Here is a 26,253-nt window from a genome sequence, read left to right on the forward strand (position 1 = left end):
ACCGCCCCATCACAAGGAGAAAACCCATTGACATAAAATTCCAATGCAAATCTGTCCGATGAAACGGGGCAACCCCACGGCCCGATTCTCGTCGAATTTGGGTCCTCGCTTTTGTGGGGCAAGGGCAGCCAGTTCGGCAGCCTCGCGCTGGCGCCGCCACGTGCTCAAGGATGACGAGTACACGCCTTCACGGCGCATCAGCGCGCCGATCTCTCCGGGCTTGGTGCAGCGGTCAGCCGCCTCCAGTATGCGGCGCTTGTCGGCGTTGGAAAATTGCCTGCGTCGAGCGCGGGCAACGACCTCTGAATCGGTGCCAGACGCTGACACCAGCGTCGCCGATCCGGGCGCCTCTTCAGTCGCCCTACGGGCTCCTTGCGTTGCGCCCGGATCGGACACATTTCTGACGGCGGCCATCGTTGCCTTGGATGAATTGTTGACGGTCATACCTACCTCGTTGCTCACTAATCTATCAGGGATAGGTGACGCACGTCATATTGGCACGGGGGGGTATTCGCCAGTTGCGCGGCGCTTGCTAACCCCTATCCAAGTAAGCCAATCACACTCGTTCTTCCAACTGCACCTGGGGGAGCGGTCGACAACCTCGCGCGCGTCTTCGCGCAACTGCTCAGTGCCCAAGTTGGTCAACCAGTCATTATCGACAACCGGTCCGGGGCAGGTGGAAATCTGAGTTCGGACTTCGTGTCTAAGGCACCTAGCGATGGGTCTACGCTCCTGTTGACGCTCGGAAGCACCCTTACGATCAATCCTGCGCTCTATAAGAAGCTGCCGTTCGATCCCGTCAATGGATTCGAGCCTATTAGCGTTGTCGCCACAAGCCCATACGTGCTCGCGGCAGGCCCATCACTGCCCGTGAAATCGATTGGGGAGCTTATAGCGTTGGCGAAGAAACAGCCCAGCAGCATTCGCTATGCGTCGGCAGGAAACGGGACGCCAAATCATCTCTTCACCGTCATGGTGGAAGCAGCAGCCGGCATTGAACTCGTCCATATACCCTACAAGAGCGTGGCTGCCGGCTACTCGGACGTCGCCGGAGGAAGAGTGCAGTTGATGTTCGCGAGTTTGCCGAGCCTGACGCCATTCATCAAGTCCGGACAACTGCGGGCGCTGGGTGTGTCAAGCGCGAAACGCTCGCCATTGGCGCCGGGGCTTCCAACCATTGCAGAAACGCTGCCCGGGTATGAGGCTGTTGCCTGGTACGGCTTGCTTGCGCCGGCTGGCACACCGAAGGAGGTCATCAGCAAGCTCCACGAGGCAACTGTGAAGGTGTTGGGCAACAAAGAGCTACGCGAGAAATGGGCCGAACAGGGCATTGAGCCGTGGGGCAGCACGCCGGTGCAGATGCGTACGCTCATGCATGCGGACCTTGAGAAATGGGCCAAGATTGTCAGGGCTACCGGAGCTCGCATCGACTGATCTGGTGCCCTCCTAAGGGAGGGCCGTCCTGGACTGGGGTGCCCCTGGGAGCACGGTTAATATCCAATTCCTGAAATCCTGAATCTTGCGCTCAGTACGACGATGCTTCGAACTGGTCATGTAGTAGCCGTTCTCTGACACGGCATGATGATCGAACGGCGCCACCAAGCGCCCTTGCGCTATGTCCGCTTCTACATAGGCCAGTTGCATCACTGCCACGCCGCTGCCGCTGGCCGCTGCTTCACAGGCGAGGAGCCCATTCTGAAACCGTGGCCCGGTCGCCGCCAGGCGGGTGTCCATGCCAGCTGACTCCAGCCACTGCGCCCAGTTCTTCTCTCGAAATGACGAGTGAAGCAATGTTTGCTTACGCAAGTCCTCCGGCTTGCGCAGCGTTCGGGCAATCTTTGGGCTGCATACGGGGACAAGTTCGTCACGAAATAGCAGGACTGAATCAAAGTCAGGCCATGATGCCCCCCCGAACTGCACGAGAAAGTCGCATTGTTCGAAACCAATCTCCGCGCTACTTGCGATAGTTGTGACCTCGAGGTCTACGCCACGGTTACTGGAGAGAAAGCTCACCATCCGTGGCGCGAACCACCGAGCCGCAAATGTTGGTGCGAGCTTGAGCCGCAAGCGATTCGGTTCGGCATGCGCGACAACTTCCTGCATTGCCGCTTCCATGTCGTCAAAGCAATGCGTCAGCCGTGACAGCAGTTGCTCCCCTATAGCCGTCAGATCGTAACGACCACTCGTGCGGTCAAAGAGTTGCACACCAACACGGTCTTCAAGTGCTCTGACCTGTTGGCTGATGGCGCCGGGCGTGAGATTCAATTCAATGCAGGCCTGCTTGATGCTGCGTAGCCGCGCAGCGACTTCAAAGGCACGTAGTGCGGTAAGCGGCAACTTTGCTCTGTTCTTCACGATGTATTCCCGCCAGTTCAGGAAATCTAAACATACACCATATCGTAGCATCGAGAGCGGGTTCATTGGATCTGGAAGCCATGTTAGCGGGCGGCTTAAATATGGCATCGAACGCCCATTGTATAAACCGGTGAAAAAGATGGAGTGAGTAGAAAAACTAAACAGAGCGAAGAACATATCGTTTGTGTTGGCCGACACTGGAATCAATAATTGCCAAGAGCCAGCAATTCTGCTGACACCATCTTTGTGAACGTTCCGCGACATGCACTACTCAGATTACGAAGCACTGGACATTTCGACGTTCAGCGAGGAAAGCCGCTACAAGTTCCTCATGGGCGCCGTGGTTCCGCGTCCTATCGCGCTGGTCACTTCGCTTAGCGCCGACGGCGTTCTCAACGCGGCACCATTTAGTCAGTTCGTCGTCATTTCCGTGACGCCATCATTGCTGGGCATCGTGGTCCACGAGGGGGCTGCCGGGTACAAAGACACCGTGCGCAATATCCTCGCGTCGGGCGAATACGTGATCAACAGCGTGTCTGAGTCCATGGCGCGACAAGTGCAGGAATGCGCCATCCCGCATCCGCCTGACGTCAGCGAAATCGATGTCGTTGGTCTTCACACTCTCCCTTCAACGCACGTGGCTCCTGCACGCGTCAGCGAATCACTCCTGCAGTTCGAATGCCGCCTTCACAGGGCGCTGGACTTTGGCGATGAAACGTCCCGAACCAAGCTCCTGGTAGGTGAAGTGGTCGTTGTCCACTGCGCATCAGGAGTCGTTTCGGGACACCGGGTCGATCATCAGCAGCTCAACCCGCTGGGCCGCATCGCGGGGCGGAGCTACTGCAAGACTGGGGAAGTACTCGATGTCTGAAGGAGGCGCACAAATGGCATCGGGAGTGCCCGGTCATCGAGTACCTCGCGCGCTGGACGGGGTGCGGGTCCTTGACATGTCGGGCCCGAGCGGGCAGTACTGCGGAAAGATGTTCGCTGATCTTGGGGCCGAAGTGATCCTGGTGGAGCCAGTCGGGGGCTCTTCTGTAAGAAGGGATGGTCCATTCATTGACAATCAGCCACATCCGGAACGCAGTATTCCGTTTGCCTACTTCAACTCGGGAAAGCGCTCCATCAGCATCGATCTGGACCTAGCCGAGGGGCAAGAGATCTTCCGGAAGCTCGTGAGCGAAACGGATGTATTGATTGAGTCGGAGAAGCCTGGCGTCATGGCACGCAGGGGTCTCGACTACGTCTCGCTGACTGCAATCTCGCCACGACTGGTGATGGCGAGCATTACCCCGTTCGGGCAGGATGGACCGTACTCACAGTACGAGTCTGAAGATATCGTCGCGCTCGCACTTGGCGGAATGCTCTATCTCGGCGGTTATCCCGAGACATCGCCAATCGCAGCACATGGCAACCAGGCTTACCTGGCTGCTGCGCAGTTCGCAGCCGTCGCAGCGATGATGGGAGTATGGGCGGCGGAGGCCGAGGGACTCGAGACGCAAGGGCGTCACATCGATGTTTCGATTCAGGAGTGCGTCGTGATGGGCATGGAGAACGCAATCCAGTTTTATGACCTGGAGGGTACTGTCCGAAGGCGCGAAGCGGGGCAGCAAAGGTGGGCAGGGGCGGGGGTGTTCGACTGTGCAGACGGGCAGGTGTACCTGATGGCTGGAGGGATCGTTCCCAATCAGTTCCGGGTGGCTAATGTCAGATGGCTCATGGAGGAGGGAGTATCGGAAGCGGAGCAGATGCTGGCGAAGAAATGGGACAATCCCGATTATCAGGCGAGCGATGAGGCGAAACAGATCTTCGCGGAATTGTTCGCGCCCTTCGCCCGCGCGCGTACCAAGGAGTACCTCTACTCTGAGGGCCAGTCGCGTCGCATCCCAATCTGTCCAATCAATACGCCACGCGATCTGATGGAGAACCGCCAGCTTGCGTATCGAAATTACTTTGTCTCCGTAGCACACAGCCACACTGGGAAGCCGCTGACAGTGCCGGGGGCTCCGTACGTACTAGGTTCCACTCCGTGGGGCATATCGCGGCCCTCACCACGGCTGGGGGAGCACACCAGTGAAATTCTGAGCGTGCTTGGCTATGACATCGCCGCGCAGGCGGCCTTACTCAAGTCGGGAGTGACGAATTGACGAACCTTCCACTTAAGGGCATTCGCGTTGCCGATTTCACCTGGATTGGAGCCGGCTCGTTCACCACGAAGCTGCTAGCTGACTTCGGTGCGGATGTGATCAAGATTGAGAGCCGCGAGCGTCTCGACTCGTTGCGGCTGAGTCGTCCATTCAAGGACGGTGTGTCCGGCGTGAATCGCAGCGGCTACTTTGCCGATCGCAACACCAGCAAACGCAGCATCACACTGAACTTGAAGCACGACAAAGGGCAGGAGCTCGCCCGTCAGTTGATAGCTACGAGCGATGTGGTCGCCAACAACTTCACTCCCGGAACGATGGAGAAGTTCGGGCTTTGCTATGACGCGGTACGGCAAATCAAGGCGGATATCGTCTATCTTGCCATGTCGATGCAAGGCGCCACGGGGCCGCATCACAGATACCTTGGCTACGGCCTCACTATCGGGGCGCTAACCGGGCTGCAATTTCTTTCCGGATTGCCGGACCGCGAGCCTGCCGGTACGGGAACGAACTATCCAGACCATATACCGAACCCGTGCCATGCGGCGTTCGCAACGCTTGCAGCGTTGCGTCATCGGCGACGTACTGGTGAGGGACAGTTTATCGACGTGGCCCAGACGGAGCCGACCGTCGCCCTGCTTGGTCCTGCAGTCGTTCACCATGCGGTCAACGGCGAACTGAGCACACGAAGTGGAAATCAACGTCTGCCCGCGTTCCCTCACGGCGTGTTTCCATGCGCGGGTGAGGACAGTTGGATCGCCATTGCCGTACACAGCGATGCAATGTGGGGTGCGTTACTTGGCGTCCTGGGTGGACCCGCCTGGCTGAGGGAGCCAGCCTTGTCGAGGCAGGATGGCAGGGTGGCGCGGTGTACTGAGATCGACGCCGCCATTGCCATCGAAACGCGAAGCTGGGACGCGCAGGCGCTGATGGATTCGCTTCAGTCGGTCGGTGTGGCCGCTGGTGTTGTTAGAAATGCGGCGGACATTGTGTGCTCCGACCCACAGCTTCAATACCGCGGGCACTGGGTCTACCTCGACCATGCGGAGATGGGGAGCGCCATCTACAACGCGCCGCCCTTCCGGATGTCGCAAAGCGGTGCGACGCCGGTTTCGGCTGCGCCACTGCTCGGAGAGCACACGGACGATGTATGCCGCGAGATCCTGAGTCTGAGTAGCGTGGAAATTGAGACATTACGCTGTGTCGGGGCGCTGACATGACCGCGCTCCAACTTAGTGCGAGCCAAAGAATCGCGGCCTTTGCGGTCGGGTTTAAACCGACACACCTGACCGAGATGCACGTTCAGCAATGTGCCCGCGCGCTGGCGGACACTTATGCGGTTGCCCTCGCCGGATTGAACGAGCAACCGGCGCAGCACGTGTTCCAGTACATCGCGACGGTGCAGCCTGCTCTCGACGAAACGCGATACCGGGCCAGTAGGGGGCTGGCACGGCTATGGGGACGCGGCCGCGCAACGACAGTAGAACTGGCCGCATTGCACAACGGCGTGGCGGGGCACGCCCTCGACTATGACGATGCATCCTCGCCGATGAGTGGCCATCCTAGCGTGGCATTGCTCCCTGCGCTGATTGCTTTGGGCGAAGTCCGGGGCGTCACGGGCCTGCGCCTTGCAGCGGCATACACAGTGGGCTTCGAAGTGTTGTGCAAGCTGGGGCGGGCGATGGCACACGAGCACTATGCGCGCGGTTGGCATATGACTTCGTCAATCGGCACCGTGGCGGCGGCCGTGGCTTGCGCCTATCTTCTGGAGCTGGACGAAGTACGGATTGTGAACGCCATTGGCCTGGCTGTAGCGCAAACGGCGGGGACCAGGGAGAACTTCGGTACGGATGCGAAGCCGTTCCAGGCAGGCCAGTGCGGAGCCGCTGCGCTGCGCTCTGTGTTGCTCTCCGAAGCAGGATTTACGGCCTCGCCGGCAGCCCTCGATGGGCCAGCGGGGTTTATGTCCATGTATTCGGGCGGGAACGGTCTCACAGACGAACTTGAGACCCTTGGCCAGTATCCGCTGGAACTGATAAGCAGTGGCATCGAGATCAAGAAGTACCCCGCTTGCTATGCACTGCATCGGCCACTGGACGGCATACTTGATCTCAAGCGCGAGCACGCCATCACGCTGAGCAACGTTGTTCACATTGCCGTCGAAACGAGTGGCGGTGCGTTGGTTCCACTGATCCGCCACTACCCCAAGACAGGTACCGAGGCGAAGTTCAGTATGCAATACGGGATTGCAGCCGCAGTTGCGGACGGCCAGGTCGGGCTTGCCAGCTTCACCGATGAAGCTGTGCAACGGCCTGCGATTCAAGCGTTCCTGCCTCGAATAGAAGCGCGCGAATCTGCGTGTGCCATGGTTCCGCGATGGGCCTCGGTGAGCATCACCCTCAAAGACGGCACGGCCCTGCAAAGGCATATCGATGCGCTGCGTGGCGCGTCGCAGCTTCCTTTGACGAACGAAGAGTTGTCGCGCAAATTGGCTGACTGCATTGCGTTTGGCGGCAGCACGGTAAAGCCGGCTTCTTTGTTGGAGGTCGCGCTGGATATGGAGCGCTTTACCGTGAGCGGTCTGCTTGACGCCGTGGAGCGGCCTGGAGCAGACCGATCTTCCAGCGTATATATGCACAAGGAGCAATGATGACAGTCTTGTTTGATCTTTCAGATGGAGTCGCGACGATTACGCTGAATCGGCCCGAGGCCATGAATTCGCTGGACCCGGATAGCCTGGTCGAACTGAACGAGGCCTTTCAACGCGCGGAGCGGGACAGCAACGTCCGGGCCGTTATCCTGACGGGCGCCGGGAATCGCGCGTTTTGTACGGGGTCCGACCTCAAGAAGACGATGCCCCCGAAGGAAAGCTTTGCCGAACTCACGTTCGGCCGGTGCCAGCCAGACTACCCGTTCTCCGGGTTGGACATCGACAAGCCCGTCATCTGCGCTGTGAATGGGTATGCGCTGGCTGGAGGGATGGAACTGGCGCTCGCTAGCGATATCCGCATTGCGGCGTCGAATGCGCAGTTCGGACAGTCCGAGGTTCGCGTCGGCAGCATCCCGGCCGCTGGCGGCACGCAGCGCCTTCCCAGAATGATTGGCCGTTCGGACGCGATGCTGTTGATGCTTACCGGCGACAGCATCGACGCGCAGACCGCGTTGCGCATCGGGCTGGTGAGCCGGGTGGTCGAACCGGCGGAACTGATGGGGGCGGCCCTGCAAATCGCCAGACGAATCGCGGACAATGCGCCGCTTGCGGTGCGTGCCGTAAAGCGCCTGGTTCGCGACGGCATGGACATGCCCCTGGCGGCCGCAATCAGGTCGGAACAGTTCGTTCTTGGCGTATTGCGCGACACCCAGGATCGCATCGAGGGACGCAAGGCGTTTCAAGAAAGACGGCGCCCAACGTTCAAGGGGGCTTGAGTGGAAGTTCCCCGTTAGTACAACTTACCAGGAGACACCCGTGAGCAAGCTCACCCGATCGGCTGCGCGGCGTTCTGCGCTATGTCTCATTCTCGCTCTCGTTGCGACGGCTGAAGGCCAAACGGCAGTTGCACAAGGCATTGCGTGGCCCAAGGGTCGCCCTATCAAGTTGATGGTTGCCTTCACTGCGGGCAGTGCCACCGACGTCGTGGCGCGAGTTATCGCCCCGGAGCTGTCTCGTTTGCTGGATGCGACGGTCATCGTGGAGAACAAGCCAGGTGCCGGGGGATCTATTGCTGCCGGGGCGCTCGTGCAGGCGGAGCCGGACGGCTATACGCTGCTGGTGCAGTCGTCGGCTCATGTCGTGAACCCAGCCTTCTTCCCTCATTTGGCCTATAAGACGCAAAAGGACATTCGTGGTGTTGCATATGTAGGGACTTCTCTGTTCGTCATGGTCGCGTCTCCGGCAAAGGGCTTCAAGGATGTGAGGGACGTGGTCGTGCGTGCGAAGGCCCAGCCTGGAGGGCTCAACTATGGCTCTGGGGGCATTGGATCGGGAGCCCATCTGAACGGTGCGAAGTTTGCGGCGGCAAGTGGAATCAGCGTCCTTCATGTGCCGTCTCGCGGTACTGGCGAAGCGTTGACTGAGACGATGGCTGGTCGTCTTGACTGGACCTTTGCCCCGGCCCCTACCGTAGGGTCGCTGATCAAGGAGGGACGCTTGCAAGCGCTGGCGGTTGGGAGCGCCACGCGGTCGGCCGCGTTCCCCTCGGTGCCATCGATGGCGGAGGCTGGCTTCCCCTCGGCGGCCTACGCGTCCTGGATTGGCGTATTTGCGCCGGCCAGGACACCCAATCTCATCGTCGACCGGCTTAACGATGCCATCAGGCGTGTAGTGACCACGCCTGCGGCGAAAGCACGGCTTGAAGCACTTGGCACGGAGCCTCGACCCATGTCGCCTCAAGAGTTCGATAAATTAATTGGCGAAGAGCTGCACACCATGGCTGAGCTAGTCAAGGTCGCCAACATCAAACCGATGGAGTGAATATGCGTCAGTCGAAGATGAGGAACGTGGTGGTGGTCGGTATCGGCCAAACTGCGTTTGGTAAATTCCTGGATCGCAGCGTCCGTTCCCTTGCCGAAGAGGCACTGAAACTCGCCGTCGAGGATGCAGGTATCGACTACGGGCAGATTGGCATCACCTACTTTGCCAACGCGTTGTCTGGACTGATCACAGGGCAGGAGACTATTCGTGGCCAGGTTGCCTTGCGCCACACACCAGTGATGGGCAGGCCGATTTTTAACGTGGACAATGCTTGCGCCTCAGGATCGTCAGCGTTTCACCTGGCGTGGCTCTCAGTCGCTTCGGAGCAAGTCGACGTTGCGCTTGCGATCGGAGCGGAGAAACTGACGCACGTGGAGAAGGCTGTTACCTTTGGCGCCTACGCTTCCGGCGTAGATGTGGGGGAGCGCAACGAAATGATGCGCGCAGCGGCAAATGATCACTCGATCTTCATGGATATATACGCCGGCAAGAGCCGCAAGTACATGGCTGCGAGTGGAGCGACGCCAGAGGACTTCGCATTGGTGACGGTCAAGAGCCGGCATGGGGCGAGCCTCAATCCGTGGGCGCAGTTCCGTCGGGAAACGACGGTGGAGGAAGTGCTCGGTAGCCGCATGATCAGCGAGCCCCTGACTCTGCCCATGTGCTCGCCGATTGCCGACGGGGCTGCAGCTGCAATCCTCATGAGCGAATCGATGGCAAAAAGGTTGGGTCTTCGGCCGGTGTACGTACGCGCCTCGACGCTGGTCTCGGCCAATGGCGACGGGGCTGCCCCGATCTGCGCGGTCCGGGCCGCTGAGGGAGCGTACGCCAATGCGGGTGTTGGCCCACAGGACATTCATGTTGCTGAAGTTCACGATGCGTCAGCGCCGGCAGAGATTATGCTCTATGAGCACTTGGGATTTGCTTCCCGAAATCACGGCATAGATCTCGTTCGCCAGGGTGTCACATCCATTGGCGGAAGGCTACCAGTCAACCCTGGGGGCGGGCTGCTAAGTCGAGGCCATCCAGTGGGGGCCACAGGCATTGCGCAGATCATTGAACTCACGATGCAGCTTCGCGGTACCGCCGAGGGCCGGCAACGGGAGGGCGCGAAGCTCGCATTGGCGGAGTGCTCGGGTGGCCAGATCGGTGCCGATTCGGCAACTGCGGCGGTCACGATTCTTTCGGCCTGAGAGGTAACGGACATCCGTCAGTATCGCAACCCCAGGGAGCCCCTGGTGTGTTCATGCGGTGCTCACTTGAGATGACCTCTTCGTACCGATTGCCGTGCGGCTCCCGCAACGATAGGGCGGACCGATGAAACAGGTTCTTGCGACGGACATGCGCGCAGGCGCTCTATGAACCAGCGACCTGCGGGACCAGGTGGCGATGCCATGGGATAGACAGCCGACATCTGCAGGCTGAGCCCGCCTCGCGGCACCTCATCAATCTGCCGCCCAACCAGACGGCCAGCATTGATGTCGTCCCGGATGGTGTGTAGAGGCATACCCCCCCATCCGAGATCGTTGAGCAGGAATGCATGCTTGGTGAACAGATCCGCCAGTCGCCAGGTCAGGCCCGAGAAGACACCAAACTCTAGTCCGCCCGAGAGGTCTGATCGGTCGGTCAACACGAGCTGGGTATAACGCGCCAGTGCCTCCTTTGCTATCGGGCCATGAATTGCAGCTAGTGGGTGGTTCTGCGCGGCCACCATGAGGAAGGCGACGCTGGTCAGTCGTTCGGACGCCAGGGTCGATGGCAGGGAAGGAAGGGAGCCGACCACTCCTACTGATGCCCGGCCGTCAAGAACTGGCTGGTATGCACCGCCCAGTGCCTCGACGTAAAGTCGCAGTGGCACCTCCGGAAAGCGCTCCCTGAACGCCTTGGCCACGTCGGTGATGGCCTGGATCGGGAAGAATACGTCAACAACAACAGAGAGCTCGGGCTCGAGACCTTTGGACATTCCCTTGGCGCGGGCTTTCATGCCGTTAATCCCTGCCACGACGCTGCGTGCGTCAGCGAGTAACACCGTTCCTTCTGCGGTTAGCTTGGGGTATCTGCGGCTGCGGTCAAACAACGCCACGCCGATCTGACCTTCCAGATCGGCGACCAGGCTGCTGACCATGGACTGGGCCCGGCGCAGCTTCCTTGCCGCAGCCGAAAAGCTACCTTCATCGACTGTTGCGATGAACGCCCGGAGTTGATCCAAGGACACACCGTCAAGCATATGGAAACTTGTGAACCATCTGGAATGGAGATGGGTAGTATCAAAATATAACGTCTATTCAGGGGGTGTCAAGCGTGAGAAATTGTGCGCAAGGGTTCGAATGAACCCAGTTCCTTGCGTGGAAGTTCCCGTATGCAAGGGCACGAACCTACGTGAGGCTCTCCATGAAACTGTTGCATATCGGGGGGGCTGATGCAGATCGTGGCATTTGGCGCTACCAAACTCAGCCTGGACGCGCATCGCTTGCGCACGCGTACGGCCTGACGAAGATGCCCTGTCTGGATGTGGCCTTTACCGATGAGGGTGTGAAGGAAGCGCTTTGCGCACTGAGTGCGTGGCGTTCGCTGGCTCGGAGTGGACTCTTGTCGTCGCTGGACAATCACAGTAGGTGAACGGGATGGAGATTGGAATTGACAGTTTTGCAGCCGTTCTCCCGGAGTCCGGCTCAGGCGGCTGGTCATCGCCCCAGGACCGCATGTCGGCGCTTATCGACGAGGTCGAGATAGCCGATCGAGCCGGGCTGGATATTTTTGGTATTGGCGAGCACCATCGAAAGGAGTTTCTTGATGCTGCCCCGGCCGTCATACTCGCTGCAGCGGCCGCACGGACCAGGAATATCCGGCTGACGAGCGCGGTAACGGTACTGAGTGCCGCCGATCCGGTGCGCCTCTTCCAGGAGTTCGCTACGGTTGACCTCATCTCGAATGGGCGAGCGGAGCTCGTCGTTGGCCGAGGATCGTTCGTCGAAGCCTATCCTCTCTTTGGTTTGCGGCTGCAAGACTATGACGAGCTCTTCAGCGAGAAGCTGGAGCTGCTTCTCGCGCTGCGCGAGCAGACGCATCCGACATGGTCCGGCCGATTCCGCGCGTCGCTTGGCGGCCAAGGGGTGTATCCACGACCAGTGCAAGCACGGATGCCACTATGGGTTGGCGTGGGGGGAACACCTCAGTCCTTCGTTCGCGCTGGCGCACTCGGTCTTCCTCTCATGGTTGCCATCATTGGGGGGAGCTTCGATCGCTTCCGGCCCCTTGTGGATCTCTACCGCCAGGCCGGCGCCCGAGCGGGTCATCCACCGCAGGCCCTGAAAGTCGGGGTTCATGCCATCGGATTTGTCGGCGAGACCACCGCAGCGGCCAAGGACGCATTCTTTCCAGGATGGGCTTACATGTTCAGCGAGATCGGACGCGAGCGTGGTTGGTCCCCCGTGACGCGAGCGCAGTTTGAGGCCATGTGCGGCCCCGAGGGAGCGTTCCTGATCGGAGATCCCAAAGAGGTGTCAGCCAGAGTTCTTCAGGTCAGCGAAACGCTGGGCGGGATTTCGCGCATGACGTTCCAGATGAGTGCTGCATCGCAGAATCCTTCGGCCATGCGGCAGTCGATTCAGCTGCTTGGCACGGAAGTCGCGCCACTCGTACGCGACGCATGTAAGGGGTGATGATATGGGCGAGTTGATTGGCGGAAAGTGGTACCGCACAGGCATTGAAACGTCGATGGTAGATGGTACGATCCAGCGAAAGCCCTCTGTATTTCGCGGTAGGGTGACGCAGGACGGCCAGCCTGTTGACGGGGGCCGGGGTTTCAGGGCAGCGGCGAGCCGTTATCACCTGTACGTCTCACTTGCATGCCCTTGGGCTCATCGCACTTTGATCATGCGAAGCCTGAAGGGACTTGAGGATGTTGTCGGGCTGTCGGTTGTCCACTGGAGAATGGGCGAGGATGGTTGGACCTTCGAGGCAGGCGCGGGCGTGGTCGAAGACGCAGTGAATGGTGCCAACAAGCTCCATGAGCTTTACACCATCGCTGATTCGACGTGCACCTCACGAGTTACCGTGCCGATTCTCTGGGACAAGGCGGAACACACGATCGTATCCAATGAATCCGCCGATATCATTCGAATGTTCAACAGCGCCTTCGATGGGCTCGGGGCGTCCGTCGGCGATTACTATCCCCTGGCGCATCGTCGCGAGATCGATGTCATCAACGAACGCGTCTATGAGAACCTCAGTAATGGCGTCTATCGCGCCGGCTTCGCATCCACGCAGGCTGCCTATGATGCAGCGGTGCGCCAGGTCTTCGCCACTCTGGACTGGTTGGAAGAGCGTCTGACTGGCAGCACGTATCTCGTCAGCGAATCTCTGACGGAAGCCGACATACGCTTGTTTCCGACCTTGATTCGCTTCGATGCTGTCTATTTCGGGCACTTCAAATGCAATATGAAGGCGTTGGTTGACTATCCGCGCTTGTGGGAGTACACGCGTCGCCTGGCGCAGCATCCCAGGATTCGACCAACCATCGACTTCTCGCATATCAAGGGCCACTACTACACCAGCCATCCCTGGCTCAATCCCAATGGCATCATTCCGGCCGGCCCGAAGCGCGATTTCGATGAACCGATCGGTCCCGTCGTCTTTAATCGGAGCGTATATGCAGACAGTTTCCGCAAGTGGCGCCAGTGTTCCATCCCTCGGGGTGGGTACTTATGGTATGCGCGGTGAAGAGCTTTCCGGCATCGTCGCCTCTGCCTTGCAGGCGGGCTTCCGGCATATTGATACCGCGCAAATGTATGCCAACGAAGCTGACGTCGGGCAGGGAATCGCCCAATCCGGCTTGCCGCGGTCGGAAGTGTTTATTACTACCAAGGTTTGGGTCGGCAACTACGCTCCGCGCCTGTTCGGACCGTCGGTCGATGACAGCCTTCGCAATCTTCGTACCGACTACATTGATCTGTTGTTGTTGCACTGGCCAAGCCAGGACGTTCCGCTTGCCGACCAGCTTGGAGCGCTGAGCGAGCTGGTGCGTGTCGGGAAAGTCCGGCATATCGGGGTCAGCAATTACAACCGGGCACTGATGGCACAGGCCATCGCGCTTTCCGAGAAGCCGCTCGTCACCAACCAGTTCGAATACCATCCTTATCTCGATCAGCGTGTTCTGGTTACGGCTACACGCGACGCGGGTCTTGCGGTCACCGCCTATTGCGGGATGGCCGTAGGTCGTGTCTTTACCGACCCGGTGCTCAAGGAGATTGCCGTTCGTCACCAACGAGGGGTCTCGCAGATCGTACTTCGCTGGTTGGTTCAACAGGATGGCGTGATTGCATTGTCTCGCACTACCAGAATCGATCGGCTTGGCGAGAACGCCGCAGTTTTTGATTTCGAACTGTCGCCGGATGAGATGGCGGCAATCTTTGCCCTGGTCCAACCACGCAGTCGTATAGTCGACCCGCCTGGCCTGGCACCTCTCTGGGATTAACATCGTTGGGAAAGATACGGGTCATTGTGCCTGGTGCGACGATGGCTCGATGAGACTTTCTACGGTTCCCATGGTAAATCCTCTTTTATGAAATAGTTGAATTTAACCTGCATCGACAAGAATGAATTCGCAATCCTGGGTGGCGGTGATCTCGATGTTCTCCTCCTCCGAGATGGCAATTCCATCGCGCTCCTCGACGTGCATGCCGTTTACTCTGACGGCACCTTTCGCAACGACAAGATACGCATACCTTGTCCGCGATATCGTGTAGGCGATGGTTTGCCCGGCCTGCAACAGGGCGCCTAGCACGCGAGCATTTGCATTGATGGGCACCGCCTCGCCATCGTCAGGGAATCCACTAGCCAATGGTACAAGTCGGCCTGCCCGTTCTGCCTTTGGAAATGGCTTGGATGCCCACTTAGGCTCGATCCCGCGCTGCGTTGACCGTATCCAGATCTGGAAGAGCCGTAGCGGCGAGTTGCCGGGGTTGTATTCCGAATGGCGTATCCCTCTACCCGCGCTGAAGGCCTGCACGTTGCCCGCGGTGATCTGTCCACGGCTGCCCAAGGTGTCTTGATGCTCAAGTACGCCCTCCCTGACATAGGTGACGATTTCCATGTCGCGGTGGCCGTGCATCGGGAAGCCGGTTCCGGGTGCGATCTCATCGTCGTTCCACACAACCAAGTCCCCAAGCGCGGTATGTTGGGGATTGCCTTCGGCACTCACGGCAAAGTGGTGCTTTGCCTTCAGCCAATCCAGATTCGCTCCATCAAGGGATGGCCACGGTCGAAGCTGCAGCATGATGGCTCCTGTACGCTGGTTACATAGCTAAAAAGAAGTTCAGTGCGAGAAGACATCGGGGCCTGTCTGTCCTCTCGAATGCGTAAATCAACAGGCGATCGATATTGGTAGGTTATCCCTGGGCGCAAAAGCTGAAAAAGGTGCCAGGATAGAAATGATCTTTGCCTACAATAGAACAATCAACAAGCAGCTATTGAGGCACGCCGTGGCGCCCGTCAGTGACCTGAACAACTTGTATTTCTTTGCGAAGGTTGTCGAATGCGGTAGCTATACCGCGGCGGCTGAAGCCTTGGGACTTCAAACTTCAAAGCTGAGCCGGCGTATCGGGGCGCTCGAAGCGGAATTGGGGGTTCGGTTACTGAACCGGACAACGCGAAGTCTGTCGCTGACTGAGGCTGGCAGGACGTTCCATGGGCACTGCGTTGCGCTAATCGCGGAGGCGCAGGCGGCGAGGGACGCGATCACCCGGACATTAGCCTCACCTCGGGGATTGGTGCGGGTAAGCTGCCCGACAGGTGTGCTACAGAGCGGAGTCGCGGAAATGCTGAACCGATACCTGGAGGCGTGGCCACAAGTCCAGCTCGCCCTGGATGCGACCAATCGCCGGGTGGATGTCATTGAGGAAGGGGTGGACATCGCGATCCGGGTGCGAGTTCCACCGCTGGAGGACTCCGATCTTGCAATGCGGACACTTTGTCCTTCGGGGATGGTTCTGGCGGCTAGCCCAAACCTTGTTCAGGCGCTAGGGGAACCTCAGTCACTTGATGACGTTGGCCGGATGCCAACGCTCGCGATGGCCAGTGCCGGGGACTGGCACGTATGGCGGTTCCGCGATGCCGCCGACAGGCGAGCCGAGTTGATGCACGCGCCCCGGCTGAAGACCGACGATCTCTATACCCTCCGCCTGGCAGCGCTGGCTGGAGTGGGCGTTGCGTTACTGCCCGAAATGCTGATTTCCGAAGATATTGCGAATGGGGGGCTTGTCCGGTTACTGCCCGATTGGGGAGCACAGGACGGTGTAGTACATGCCGTATTCCCGTCGAGAAGGGGAATGGTGCCTGCGATCAGGGAGCTGCTCGACTTCCTTGCTGCATGCTTCGCTGAAAAGGCGCGCCCCGCCCAGTGAGTGGGCCTGACCCATCTCGGCGATGCGTGCATCTGTGTGGAGTGTACTTGCTAGCGTTGGTAAGTAAGTCTGAGGCATCTGCCTGAATATTGAAGTCAAGACACGCGTCCAGGTGGCATCTCTCCCGGGGCGCGCGTCTTTCCAGGCACTTGCTTTTTTTTGCGCTACGGCGTGTTCGAAGCGCATCGGGTCGACGTTCGAAGAGCGAGGCGTATGGGGCCTGTCTAAGCAAAATCACAGAGCGCCTGTCCTCGCTTGAGCCATAGCCTTTGATTCACTGGCGTTGATTGCCAGCGCGTTTGTCGCTGGCCAATTGCGCTGGCCAATTGCGCTGGACTTGAACGTCGAAGGAGGCGGTCCTTTACGCTGGCGTCAAAGACTGTGCTGAGCAGCCGACGCGCTCGCGACTCCAATCGGCAAATTCAGCCAATGTCCGCTGGGCCTCGGGCAAGAACGGGAATAGCGTGAAGACGTGCACCGAATCCTCGACTACGCGTAGCGTCGTGTCTACCCCACTGGCCCGCGCCTTGTCAGCCAATCGCGTGGTATCGCTTTGGAGTACCTCGCCCTCCGTGGCAGCAAGGAACAGTGGAGGAAGGCAGCGGAGGTCCCCATACAGCGGGGATACGAGCGGATCAGTCGGCTCGTGCCCCTGGAAATAGGACGCGCCAAGCAGGCTCAACGAGTCCCGGTGCGCTGCCGGGTCGTCTCCGGAGCGGGCCTGGACAGTCGGATCGCTCAACGTCAGGTCGGCAAAAGGACAGACCGCGAAGATGCCGGCAGGCGCTGGCAAGCCAGCACTGCGGATCGCGATGGCCAGGGCCAGCGCCAGTCCACCGCCCGACGACTCGCCACTGAGGATGATCTGTCGAGAAGGGACTCCGGTAGCGAGAAGACCACGGTAGGCGTCCAGGGCATCGTCGACGGCGGCAGGATAGGGATGCTCAGGGGCCAGCCGGTATTCGACCGTGTAGCAGGCCCCGCCGACTGCAGCGGAAAGCCGATGCGCATATTCCAGCGAACTGCGCGCCGAACCGAGCACATAGGCGCCGCCATGAAAATGCAGCACGACGGGGTTATCCGTTGAAGCTTCAGCGGCGTCGACTCTGAGAGCCTGCACGCCGTGGAGTTCGACTTTCTCTATGGACACGTCGCGCGGCACCGGGAAGTGGCTCAGCAGCATGCGGTCGTAAGCCTCGCGCATGCCATCGTGGCCGCGAGCCACGTCTTCTGGCGTGAATGTACTTTTCCAGATGTCGAATGCCTGCTGGCTCTCGGGCCGCTGCATGCGCTTGCCCTCTCGGGCATTGGCGATGCCCACCACTTCGTCGGGAGTTTGCTGAGCTGCCAGGCGTTCGTCGTGTCCCCATACAAAGGCCCAGGAGGTCTCGGCAAGGGGATCGATACGAGCCATCCCTTTCCAGCGACCATTTCGTACGCGCATACGCTCAGGATCGGATTCATGCACCATTTTCACAATGGCGCGGGCACCGGCCTGTACGCGTGTGGTACGTGGTTGCCGGCGGCGTTCGTACTCGAGCAATCGTTCGGCGATACTCGCATTGCTCTGCCTTGCCAACGTGACCGCCAGGGTCCAGGCGTCTTCGATGGATTGGCATGCGCCCTGCGCGAGGAATGGCACCATGGCATGAGCCGCGTCGCCAAGCAGCGTGATGCGCCCGGTGCTCCACCGCTCAATCGGATCCCGGTAATACATTGCCGTGATAAAGCTGGTCTCCACTTGATCAAGCAATGCGGTAACCGTCGGCTCGGCTCCCTGGAATGAGCGTCGTAGCTCCTCAACGTCGCCGCTGGTGCTCCAGCTTTCGCGATGCACTTCCCCCGACGGCACGGATGCGAGAATGCTGTAAAGGTCCGGGCGCACCCAATACGAGATCATGGTGCGTCCCGGGCCGAACCAGTTGTTGCCTCGCACGGGAAGCGGCAAGCCTGCAAGCTTGTGGGCTGGGATCAACGCGCGCCACATCAGAATGTTGGCGAACTGAGTCTTTTCCGGCCCCCGAAGCGCCGCACGCACAGCCGAGTGAATGCCATCGGCACCCACCACAACGTCAGCCTCGACCCGCTCCCCGCCGACAAGATCCACCCACGCCCGATCGGCGGTCTGGCCAATCCAGGCTACCTTGGCACCGAGTCGGATAGCACTCGCAGGCAACCCACGCGCGAGCATGTCAATCAGGTCGGCACGATGAACGTTGTACATCGGCGCACCATAGCGCTTGGCTGCTTCCGGGCCGAGCGGCGCGAAATACAGTCGGCGGCCAGTGACCAGATCGCGGTAGTCAAATGCATCGGGCTGAGTGGCAACGGCAGCGAGGTCTGCCTCAACGCCCAGTTCACGCAACAGAAGTGCGCCATTGCTTGCTATTTGTATGCCGGCGCCTACCTCCGTCAATTTTTCCGCTTGCTCGAGAACTACCGCGTCTATGCCGTGGTGCCGCAGCGCCAGCGCCGCACAAAGTCCTCCGATGCCCGCGCCTACAATGATCACTCGCATGTTGATACGCTCCTTGCCCATAAGTAAGTTAGATGTTTTAATTAATATATATCGCTTAACTAGAGATGACATCAGTGAAAACCCTGCGAGTTGACGGTTTGGAGACGCGGGCTCGGCTCAAGCAGGCGGCACAGCGGCTGTTTGCCCTGCGCGGGTTTGACGGCGTGACAGTGCAAGAGATCGTGTCGGCTGCGGGCCAGCGGAACAACGCCGCGTTGCACTATCACTTCGGATCCAGGCGCGACCTGCTCAAGGAGTTGGTGCTCGACGGCGCTCAGCTCATCGATGCCCGGCGCCAGGCGATGCTTGACCAGATGGAGGCGACACAAACGCTGTCGATACGAGGTTTGATCGAGGCGCTGGCGTACCCCCTGCTCGAACTTGGCCAGCAGACGGGGCAGTACACCTACATTCGCATGATCGCGAGTGTGCAATTGACCGATCGCGACCTACTCCGGGAGGCGGTAGGCGACACGTGGAACAAGGGTTATCGGCGCTGCCTGGCGCACCTTGGGGAACTGCTGCCCCATATCCCGCCCACGATCTTGCATCAGCGCCTCTCGCTGGTTGGCATGTATGGCAGCGCAGCCTGGGCGGCGTGGGAGGCCGCCATGGACTTGCAGATTGCCAATCGATTCTGGGAGCCGGCTTATAGCGTATCCAATGTACTGGACACGCTGCAGGCTATGTTGGAGGCGGCGCCTTCCGCGTCGACGCTCGAGCTGCTTGCGCCGTCACCTGCAAGCAGCGCGCAAACGTCCCCACCGAAGTAGAAGGGCTGGCGCAATGCACGTGCGGGTCGGCAGCAGCCGGACGTGCCACGACGATTCGGGTGCCGCGAGATTGATTGGGTAATCAATAAAGTGACTTGATATACCCTTTATCTGCCAGCATAAGGCATGGAGCGTCGCAATTCTCTGTTAGGCATCTCTGTTAGGCATGAAGTGTCAATTGCGACATCTTATGGTTTGCCTTCTCAGCATTCGTTGTTCTGCTGGGTACGTAGTATCACCTAATGCTGCGATGCGCCATTTTTCTTTGCTATAGTAGGGAAAACCCGATGAGGGTTATCCCTGAAAGGAAGAAAGCCATGAACACCCAATCCGACATCAAGATGACCGACCAACTCGAACGCGAACTGATCGAACGCGAACTTGGTCCCCGCAGCCCGGCCTTCGTCGACGACGTGAAGAGCGCCATCGCCGCCGTGCAATCCGTGCTGAGCCGCCTTCAGAACCAGGCACGCAAGGCAAAGATCGTCTTCGCAAACGGCTGATCGCCCGAGCACCGACATCAAGAATCAAGAGTGAATGCTGCTGTAGTGTGCTGTAGTTGACTGTTGTTGTTTGTTGTTGATGTATGTAGTTTTGGTTTGACGGCTTTCATGCTGCCCATCGCGGCGATGCGCTAGCGCATCCGTCCTGGCGAGGGCGGGCAGGCGGGCACTACGTCAAACCGGCGCGAATCTCTCTCGCGCGGCAAGACCGGCCAACGCGTCGCTCCAAGGAGCGCAGCGCTTTTTGGCCGGTTTTTTTATGGGCACCTGCATCCGCAGTGCGCCTTTGTGAGATCGCTTCACAAGCCTTGCGAGTCATTTTCCTTTTGCGCTCGCGTCGGATGACGCTATGGTTGAGGCCCCCCGTGCTTCCTCCCGGTCTTCCCGTGCCCACCATCTCCCCCCGCTTGCTGCTCTGCCTGCTGATTACGTACCTGGTCTGGGGCACGACTTATCTGGCCATCCGCTTCACGCTGGAGAGCTTTCCGCCGTTCCTGATGATGGGCTCGCGCTTTCTTTGCGCCGGCTTGTTGCTGGCGCTGTGGCTGCGCTATCGCGGCGCGGCCATGCCGACGCTGCGCCAGCTGCGCAATTGCGGGGTGCTGGCCGCATTCCTGCTGGTTGGCGGGATGGGGCTGACGGCGGTGGCGGAGCAGACCATTTCTTCCGGGGCGACCACCGTGATGATCGGTGCGATGCCGATCTTTGGCTTGTTCTGGGGAATCCGCTTCGGCGCGCGGCCGCGCTGGTACGAGGTGCTGGCCATTGCACTGGGCAGCGCGGGCATCCTGGTGCTGACCGGCGGCGTGGAGTTTCGCGCTAGTGCTACCGGCGTCATGGCCTTGCTGGTGGCCATCGGCAGCTGGTCGTTTGGCTCGCAGATCGCGCGGCGGCTGGATTTGCCGCAAGGCGCGGTGGCGTTTGCCGCGGAGATGTTGCTGGGCGGGGCGATCTTGCTGACATTGTCCGTTGTGTTCGGCGAGCCCTGGCCGCGGACGGTCAGCAGCCAGGCGTGGTGGGCCTGGGTCTACCTGGTGGTGGCTGGGTCGCTGGTGGCGTTTTCCGCCTATATGTACCTGGTGGCAAACGTCTCGCCGACGGTTTCCTCGAGCTATGTCTACGTGAACCCGCCGGTGGCGCTGGCAGTGGGCGCGTGGCTGGGCAGCGAGCAGATCGCGCCGCAGACATTCGGCGCGGTGGCGTTGATCCTGGGGGCGCTGGCGGTGCTTAGCCTGGGTACGTGGCACGGGGCGCGGGCGGTTGCGGCGACCTGAGTGAAGGTTGCCGCCCGCTTGTCAGGACTCCGGATTCAGGACTCGGACTGTTCCTCGATCCACATCGATAGCCGCGCCTTGTACGCTTGCTGGATGTGCCGGCGCGTGATTTGCTCGGCCAGCGCGGGATCGCGTTGCTCCAGGGCTTCCACCAGTGCGATGTGCTCTTCATAGGAGACCCGGGCGCGTCCCGGCAGCGCCAGCGTGGTGCGGCCCAGCAGCGCCATCGACTCGTGCAGCGAGCGCAAGGTCTTGAGCAGGTAGCGGTTGTGCGCGCAGCGGTGCAGCGTTTCGTGGAAGAGCCGGTTGTTGGCGGCGAGCTTGTCGGGCTGGTCGGCGATGGCCAGGTCGCGCTGGACGATATCGCGCAGCAGCGAGATTTCCACATCGGTGGCGTGGCGCGCGGCGAGCGCGGCGGCGGTGCCTTCCAGCACCTCGCGCATGACATAGAGCTCGCTCACCATGCTGGCGTCGAGCTGGGTCACCATCATGCCCCGGTTGGGCTCGTTGACGACCAGGCCTTCGGATTCCAGCCGCGACAACGCTTCGCGCACCGGCGTGCGCGACAGCCCCAGCGAGGCGGCGAGTTCCACTTCGCGCAGGCGGGTGCCGGAGGGCAGTTGCCCTGCCTGGATCGCGTTGCGCAGGTGCTGGTAGGCCCGCTCGGCACGGGGCAGTGAGGCGTCGGGACCGGTGCCGGCCGCGCCGGCTGGATCTGCGGAAATCATTGGGCGGGTGGGATCCCGTTGTAGTTGTTCGTTGTTGCGCATGGTTGTGCGTTGACCTGCGTCGCCATGATACCCGCTCCAGGCCCGGCAACATCACGCCGGCGCAATGCCGGTTACCGGCGGCGCAAAGCGCAATCGAGGTGACGCCTGCTGCCTGCCGGGTATCCGGTCCTACGCACCAGAACCGCTCGGCGAGTTGAACGGGTGGTACTGGTAAAGCCAGGTTTCCGACAGCGGCTTGCCGTCAAGGCGCAGGAACAGGCGCAGGTCGACCGGGTCCTTGCCTTCCGTCGTGAGGTCGAACTGGGCGCGCCAGTGCCCGGCCACGCCATTGGGCACGGGTTCGGTAAACACATAAGAGAAGCTCCCGCGCGCGGCGGTCAGCACGGCTTCGGGTTTGGTGCCGAAAGGCAGCTTCTCCAGCGGGCCGCCCTTGAATTCCACCATGAATTTGCGCACGCCCTGCGGTCGCGGCTGTCCGGGTTGCCCGCCGTTGCCCAGCCGGGTGGCGACGCAACGCGCCAGCGGGCTTGGATAAGGCTCGTCGGCCAGCCAGTGCAGCCGGTAGCGCAGGCGGAAATCGCTGCCGGCCTTGGCTGGCGCCTTTGGCACCCACATGGCAACGATGTTGTCGTGGATTTCGTCGTCGGTGGGAATCTCGATGAGCTGCACCGCGCCGGCGCCCCAGCCGTCGCGCGGCTCGACCCACAGGCTGGGCCGCCGTTCGTAGTGCACGCCATCCTGATAGTGATCGAAGTTGCGGTCGCGCTGCAGCAGGCCGAAGCCGCGCGGATTGTCATCGCCGAAGCTGGAGGCCGTGGTGCGCGGCGGGTTGTTGAGCGGGCGCCAGATATGCTCGCCGGCCCCGTTCCAGATGGCCAGGCCATCGGAATCGTGCACCTCGGGGCGCCAGTCGACGGCGTTGCCTTTGCTGGCTTCGGTGAACCAGCACATCGACGTCAACGGCGCGAGTCCCAGGCGGGCTACGTCCTTGCGCAGGAACAAGGCGCAGTCGATATCCATCAGCACGCCCTTGCCGCGCTGCATGACGAAGCGGTACGCGCCAGCCACGCTGGGGCCGTCGAGCAGGGCATAGACGGTGACGGCATCGCCGCCGCTGTTTCCCGTGGGCGTCTCGAAGTAGAAATGCGTGAAGTTCGGAAACTCCTCCGGGCGGCCGGCCTCGGCCACGTCGATGGCAATGCCGCGCGCGGACAAGCCGTACTGGTAGAGCTCGCCGATCGTGCGGAAATACGAGGCGCCCAGGAATGCCACCCAGTCGTTCTTCTTCCAGTCCAGCTTCTTCTGGTCGCCCAGGCGGCTCTCCTGGAAGCGAAAGCCGGCAAAGCCGCTGCCACGCGGCAGCTTGCGCGCCGGGCTGTCGGTGGGCATGTCGAAGTACGAGCCGTCATACACGATCTCGCGCGCCACCGGCATTCCCTTGGCGCTGTCGATGACATGCATGCGTACCGGCTGGCGGAAGAAGTTGCCCAGGTGGAAGAACGTCACCGGAAACTGGCCGGGCCCGTCGGCGAACAGCGCCTCATCGGTCTTGAAGCCGATCTTGCCGTGGGCTTCGTAGTCGATCTTGTTCAGCATATCGGCGGGTGCCGTGGCGGGGGGCACGTAAGGCTTGCCCGCTATGCCGCGGGCGCGTTCGATCAGGGCATCGAAACTGAAGGGGCGCGCGTCGCTCAGCTTGATCCTGCCGGCAGCCAGCACTGTGGGCGTGATGCCGAGGGCCGCCAGGGCGGCGGAGGCAGTGGCGGAAACGAGCAGGGTGCGGCGATTCATCATCAAGGGCAAGGAGGTCCTTGGCGCGATGGCGCTCAGTGGGCAGATCATAAAAGACGCGGCCAGAATCGGAAAGTTCGTAAAACGATCGGGGAAAGGGCCTAAAGGGGCAGTTCTTCATTTGGGAGCGTTGGATAGGGCATGCCGTAAGTCTAGGCAGGCGGCAGATTGAGGTTGTACTCCTTCTCAGTGGAATATAGTATGGGATATATCAATGCATGTACGCATAAAACCACCGGGAGACGACATCATGAAAGTGTGTATCTATGGCGCCGGCGCGATCGGCGGCTATCTCGGCGTCCAGCTGGCACTGGCGGGCGCCGAGGTCAGCCTGGTCGCACGTGGCCCCCATCTTGCCGCCATGCGCGCCAACGGCCTGCGGCTGTTGAGCGAGGGCGAGGAGCGGGTAGCCAAGGTCAATTGCACCGACGACCCGGCCACGCTGGGGCCGCAGGACTACGTCTTCATCACGCTTAAAGCCCACTCCGTGCCGGGCGTGGTGGACCTGATGCAGCCTTTGCTTGGTCCCACGACGGCAGTGGTGACAGGCGTCAACGGCATTCCGTACTGGTACTTCCACCAGCACGGCGGCCCGCTCGCGGGCAGCACGCTGGAAAGCGTCGACCCGGGCGGGCGCCAGTGGCGCGGCCTGGGACCAGAGCGGGCGATCGGCTGCGTGCTCTATCCCGCCGCCGAGATCGTCGAGCCCGGCGTGATCCGCCATGTCTACGGCAAGAAATTCCCGCTGGGCGAGCCCGACGGCAGCAAGTCGGCGCGCGTGAGCCACCTGAGCGAAATGATGGTGGCCGGGGGCCTGGAGGCGCCCATCCGCGACAATATCCGCGACGAGATCTGGCTCAAGCTGTGGGGCAACCTGTGCTTCAACCCAATCAGCGCGCTCACGCATGCCACGCTGGATATCATCACCGCCGATCCGGCCACCCGCGGGCTGTCGCGCGCGATGATGCTGGAAGCGCAGGCGATCGCGGAGCGCTTTGGCGTGCGTTTCCGCGTGGATGTGGAGCGTCGCATCGACGGTGCCGGCGGGGTGGGGGCGCACAAGACCTCCATGCTGCAGGACCTCGAGGCAGGGCGGGCCATGGAGATCGACCCCCTGCTGACGGTGGTGCAGGAAATGGGCCGGCTGGTGGAGCAGCCCACGCCAATGGTGGATGCGGTGCTGGGCCTGATCAAGCAGCGTGAACGGATGGCGCAGGCGGCTTGAGCGCGGGTGCCGGGCCGGCTGGGAGGAAATGGTGGCGCCGGCCGGTTACGGCGGCGCACCATGTGATATACCATATACGCAAAACCGTTACCCTGGCAGCCGATTTATATCAATTGTGCATTTTGCTATGCATTCAGCTCATGCAATGGCTGCTTTTGGTAAGCTAAGCGGGAAGCCGCAGGCGACTGTCCCGTTCGCCGCGGCGCTGGTTTCAACAAGAGCCCACTCATGTCTGCGCAAACTCAATCCGCGGTCCAGCCTGCTGGACTGACCCTGTCTCTCCAACCCATCAACGCCGGCGCCAGCCTGCGCGACCAGGCGTACGCCATGCTGCGCCAGGCTATTGCCGACGCCGACATCTATCAGTCGACCGAGGAAATCCGGCTGGACGAGCGGGTCCTGAGCGAGGCGCTCGGCGTGAGCCGCACGCCCATCCGCGAAGCCATGACGCTGCTGGAGCAGGAGGGTTTCCTGCGCACGGTGCCGCGCCGCGGCATCTACATCATGCGCAAGACCAAGCGCGAGATTGTTGAGATGATCCAGGTGTGGGCCGCGCTGGAGAGCATGGCCGCGCGCCTGGCCACGCTCAACGCCAGCGACGACGAAATCGCGCAGCTGCGCCATATGTTCGACAGCTTCCGCGATGCCACGCCGGCCGAGCATATCGAGGAATACTCTGACGCGAACATCGCGTTCCACCAGGCGATCGTGCAGTTGTCGAACTCGCAGGTCATCATGGATTCGATCAAGAACATCTTTGTCCATGTGCGCGCGATCCGGAAGATGACGATCTCGCAAAGCGATCGCGCGTCGCGCTCCATCGTCGATCACCTGCGCATCATCGAGGCGCTGGAAAAACGCGACACCGAGCTGGCCGAGAAGCTGGTGCGCCAGCATTCGCTGGACCTTGCTGACTATGTCGAGAAGAACTGCGACTTCCTGGATTGAAGGTTGAGGAGATTGAAGGTTGAGGATTCACAGCAGTCTGATTCCGTTTCTAATTCAATAGTGAATTAATAATCCACGGCCACGCGACAATGGAATGGACACGTTGGCGGTCCAACT

Annotated in this window: 24 protein-coding genes; 17 read left to right on the plus strand and 7 right to left on the minus strand. The window is 60.7% G+C overall.

The features are described from left to right. Window positions 1-9: 9 nt before the first annotated feature. Window positions 10-444: a hypothetical protein gene (locus tag ACGLHR_RS39665; RefSeq protein WP_400101042.1), complete on the minus strand. Its 435-nt coding sequence runs from the start codon at window positions 442-444 to the stop codon at window positions 10-12. Window positions 445-555: 111 nt separating this feature from the next. Between ACGLHR_RS39665 and ACGLHR_RS39670 the strand changes: the two genes are divergently transcribed. Next, complete coding sequence (locus tag ACGLHR_RS39670) at window positions 556-1,434, plus strand: tripartite tricarboxylate transporter substrate binding protein (protein WP_400101080.1); 879 nt, start codon at window positions 556-558, stop codon at window positions 1,432-1,434. Window positions 1,435-1,446: 12 nt separating this feature from the next. Here the strand turns inward: ACGLHR_RS39670 and ACGLHR_RS39675 are convergent, their stop codons facing one another. Beyond that, entirely contained in the window at window positions 1,447-2,619 is a 1,173-nt protein-coding gene (locus tag ACGLHR_RS39675; protein ID WP_400101044.1) for a LysR substrate-binding domain-containing protein, read from the minus strand. Here ACGLHR_RS39675 and ACGLHR_RS39680 point away from each other — a divergent pair. From ACGLHR_RS39680 to ACGLHR_RS39710, 7 genes are read left to right on the plus strand one after another with little or no spacing between them, the layout of a single operon-like run. Beyond that, complete coding sequence (locus ACGLHR_RS39680; protein WP_400101046.1) at window positions 2,618-3,226, plus strand: flavin reductase family protein; 609 nt, start codon at window positions 2,618-2,620, stop codon at window positions 3,224-3,226. The genes ACGLHR_RS39675 and ACGLHR_RS39680 overlap by 2 nt on opposite strands. A 13-nt stretch (window positions 3,227-3,239) precedes the next feature. Beyond that, window positions 3,240-4,502, plus strand: a complete 1,263-nt coding sequence (locus ACGLHR_RS39685) for a CaiB/BaiF CoA transferase family protein (RefSeq protein ID WP_400101048.1) — start codon at window positions 3,240-3,242, stop codon at window positions 4,500-4,502. Beyond that, complete coding sequence (locus tag ACGLHR_RS39690) at window positions 4,499-5,719, plus strand: CaiB/BaiF CoA transferase family protein (RefSeq protein WP_400101050.1); 1,221 nt, start codon at window positions 4,499-4,501, stop codon at window positions 5,717-5,719. Before ACGLHR_RS39685 ends, ACGLHR_RS39690 begins: the two co-directional genes overlap by 4 nt. Then, the gene (locus tag ACGLHR_RS39695; RefSeq protein WP_400101052.1) at window positions 5,716-7,149 is read left to right on the plus strand and encodes an MmgE/PrpD family protein; all 1,434 of its coding nucleotides are present in this window, start codon (window positions 5,716-5,718) and stop codon (window positions 7,147-7,149) included. The genes ACGLHR_RS39690 and ACGLHR_RS39695 overlap by 4 nt, the downstream gene beginning before the upstream one ends. Then, window positions 7,146-7,925, plus strand: a complete 780-nt coding sequence (locus ACGLHR_RS39700; protein ID WP_400101054.1) for an enoyl-CoA hydratase/isomerase family protein — start codon at window positions 7,146-7,148, stop codon at window positions 7,923-7,925. Before ACGLHR_RS39695 ends, ACGLHR_RS39700 begins: the two co-directional genes overlap by 4 nt. Window positions 7,926-7,965: 40 nt before the next feature. Next, entirely contained in the window at window positions 7,966-8,970 is a 1,005-nt protein-coding gene (locus ACGLHR_RS39705) for a Bug family tripartite tricarboxylate transporter substrate binding protein (protein WP_400101056.1), read from the plus strand. A 2-nt stretch (window positions 8,971-8,972) separates the two neighbouring features. Continuing rightward, window positions 8,973-10,163: a thiolase family protein gene (locus ACGLHR_RS39710; RefSeq protein WP_400101058.1), complete on the plus strand. Its 1,191-nt coding sequence runs from the start codon at window positions 8,973-8,975 to the stop codon at window positions 10,161-10,163. Window positions 10,164-10,225: 62 nt separating this feature from the next. Here the strand turns inward: ACGLHR_RS39710 and ACGLHR_RS39715 are convergent, their stop codons facing one another. Then, complete coding sequence (locus ACGLHR_RS39715; RefSeq protein ID WP_400101060.1) at window positions 10,226-11,197, minus strand: LysR family transcriptional regulator; 972 nt, start codon at window positions 11,195-11,197, stop codon at window positions 10,226-10,228. A 397-nt stretch (window positions 11,198-11,594) separates the two neighbouring features. Here ACGLHR_RS39715 and ACGLHR_RS39720 point away from each other — a divergent pair, with 397 nt between their 5' ends. Genes ACGLHR_RS39720 through ACGLHR_RS39730 form a run of 3 tightly spaced genes read left to right on the plus strand, consistent with a single transcriptional unit; the run spans window position 11,595 to window position 14,446 of the window. After that, complete coding sequence (locus tag ACGLHR_RS39720; RefSeq protein ID WP_400101062.1) at window positions 11,595-12,632, plus strand: Atu2307/SP_0267 family LLM class monooxygenase; 1,038 nt, start codon at window positions 11,595-11,597, stop codon at window positions 12,630-12,632. Window positions 12,633-12,636: 4 nt separating this feature from the next. Continuing rightward, entirely contained in the window at window positions 12,637-13,692 is a 1,056-nt protein-coding gene (locus ACGLHR_RS39725; protein ID WP_400101064.1) for a glutathione S-transferase family protein, read from the plus strand. Beyond that, entirely contained in the window at window positions 13,682-14,446 is a 765-nt protein-coding gene (locus ACGLHR_RS39730) for an aldo/keto reductase (RefSeq protein ID WP_400101066.1), read from the plus strand. The genes ACGLHR_RS39725 and ACGLHR_RS39730 overlap by 11 nt, the downstream gene beginning before the upstream one ends. A gap of 102 nt (window positions 14,447-14,548) precedes the next feature. On the opposite strand, the gene ACGLHR_RS39735 is transcribed toward ACGLHR_RS39730, so the two are convergent. Beyond that, a complete protein-coding gene (locus ACGLHR_RS39735) occupies window positions 14,549-15,247 on the minus strand; it encodes a pirin family protein (RefSeq protein ID WP_400101068.1) in 699 nt (232 codons plus the stop codon). A gap of 154 nt (window positions 15,248-15,401) precedes the next feature. Between ACGLHR_RS39735 and ACGLHR_RS39740 the strand changes: the two genes are divergently transcribed. Continuing rightward, a complete protein-coding gene (locus ACGLHR_RS39740) occupies window positions 15,402-16,373 on the plus strand; it encodes a LysR substrate-binding domain-containing protein (RefSeq protein WP_400101070.1) in 972 nt (323 codons plus the stop codon). A gap of 361 nt (window positions 16,374-16,734) precedes the next feature. Here the strand turns inward: ACGLHR_RS39740 and ACGLHR_RS39745 are convergent, their stop codons facing one another. Then, window positions 16,735-18,891, minus strand: a complete 2,157-nt coding sequence (locus tag ACGLHR_RS39745; RefSeq protein WP_400101072.1) for an alpha/beta hydrolase fold domain-containing protein — start codon at window positions 18,889-18,891, stop codon at window positions 16,735-16,737. Between the two features lie 74 nt (window positions 18,892-18,965). On the opposite strand from ACGLHR_RS39745, the gene ACGLHR_RS39750 reads away from it, so the two are divergent. From ACGLHR_RS39750 to yedA, 3 genes are all read left to right on the plus strand, one after another. Continuing rightward, entirely contained in the window at window positions 18,966-19,664 is a 699-nt protein-coding gene (locus ACGLHR_RS39750) for a TetR/AcrR family transcriptional regulator (protein WP_400101074.1), read from the plus strand. Window positions 19,665-19,981: 317 nt separating this feature from the next. Beyond that, window positions 19,982-20,167 (plus strand): hypothetical protein, encoded by a 186-nt coding sequence (locus tag ACGLHR_RS39755; protein ID WP_318230942.1) that lies wholly within the window; start codon window positions 19,982-19,984, stop codon window positions 20,165-20,167. Window positions 20,168-20,562: 395 nt separating this feature from the next. After that, entirely contained in the window at window positions 20,563-21,441 is an 879-nt protein-coding gene (gene yedA / locus ACGLHR_RS39760; RefSeq protein ID WP_400101082.1) for a drug/metabolite exporter YedA, read from the plus strand. 35 nt (window positions 21,442-21,476) lie between these two features. On the opposite strand, the gene ACGLHR_RS39765 is transcribed toward yedA, so the two are convergent. Both ACGLHR_RS39765 and ACGLHR_RS39770 read right to left on the minus strand, forming a co-directional pair. Further along, window positions 21,477-22,169: a GntR family transcriptional regulator gene (locus ACGLHR_RS39765; protein WP_318230943.1), complete on the minus strand. Its 693-nt coding sequence runs from the start codon at window positions 22,167-22,169 to the stop codon at window positions 21,477-21,479. A gap of 171 nt (window positions 22,170-22,340) precedes the next feature. After that, window positions 22,341-23,966, minus strand: a complete 1,626-nt coding sequence (locus tag ACGLHR_RS39770; protein ID WP_400101084.1) for a glucan biosynthesis protein — start codon at window positions 23,964-23,966, stop codon at window positions 22,341-22,343. 247 nt (window positions 23,967-24,213) lie between these two features. Here ACGLHR_RS39770 and ACGLHR_RS39775 point away from each other — a divergent pair, with 247 nt between their 5' ends. After that, window positions 24,214-25,188, plus strand: a complete 975-nt coding sequence (locus ACGLHR_RS39775) for a 2-dehydropantoate 2-reductase (RefSeq protein ID WP_400101076.1) — start codon at window positions 24,214-24,216, stop codon at window positions 25,186-25,188. Between the two features lie 228 nt (window positions 25,189-25,416). Then, window positions 25,417-26,136, plus strand: coding sequence for a GntR family transcriptional regulator (locus ACGLHR_RS39780; protein WP_400101078.1), 720 nt, complete (start codon window positions 25,417-25,419; stop codon window positions 26,134-26,136). Window positions 26,137-26,253 lie beyond the last annotated feature (117 nt).

The sequence above is a fragment of the Cupriavidus sp. CuC1 genome, assembly GCF_044627735.1.
GTDB lineage: Bacteria > Pseudomonadota > Gammaproteobacteria > Burkholderiales > Burkholderiaceae > Cupriavidus > Cupriavidus ulmosensis.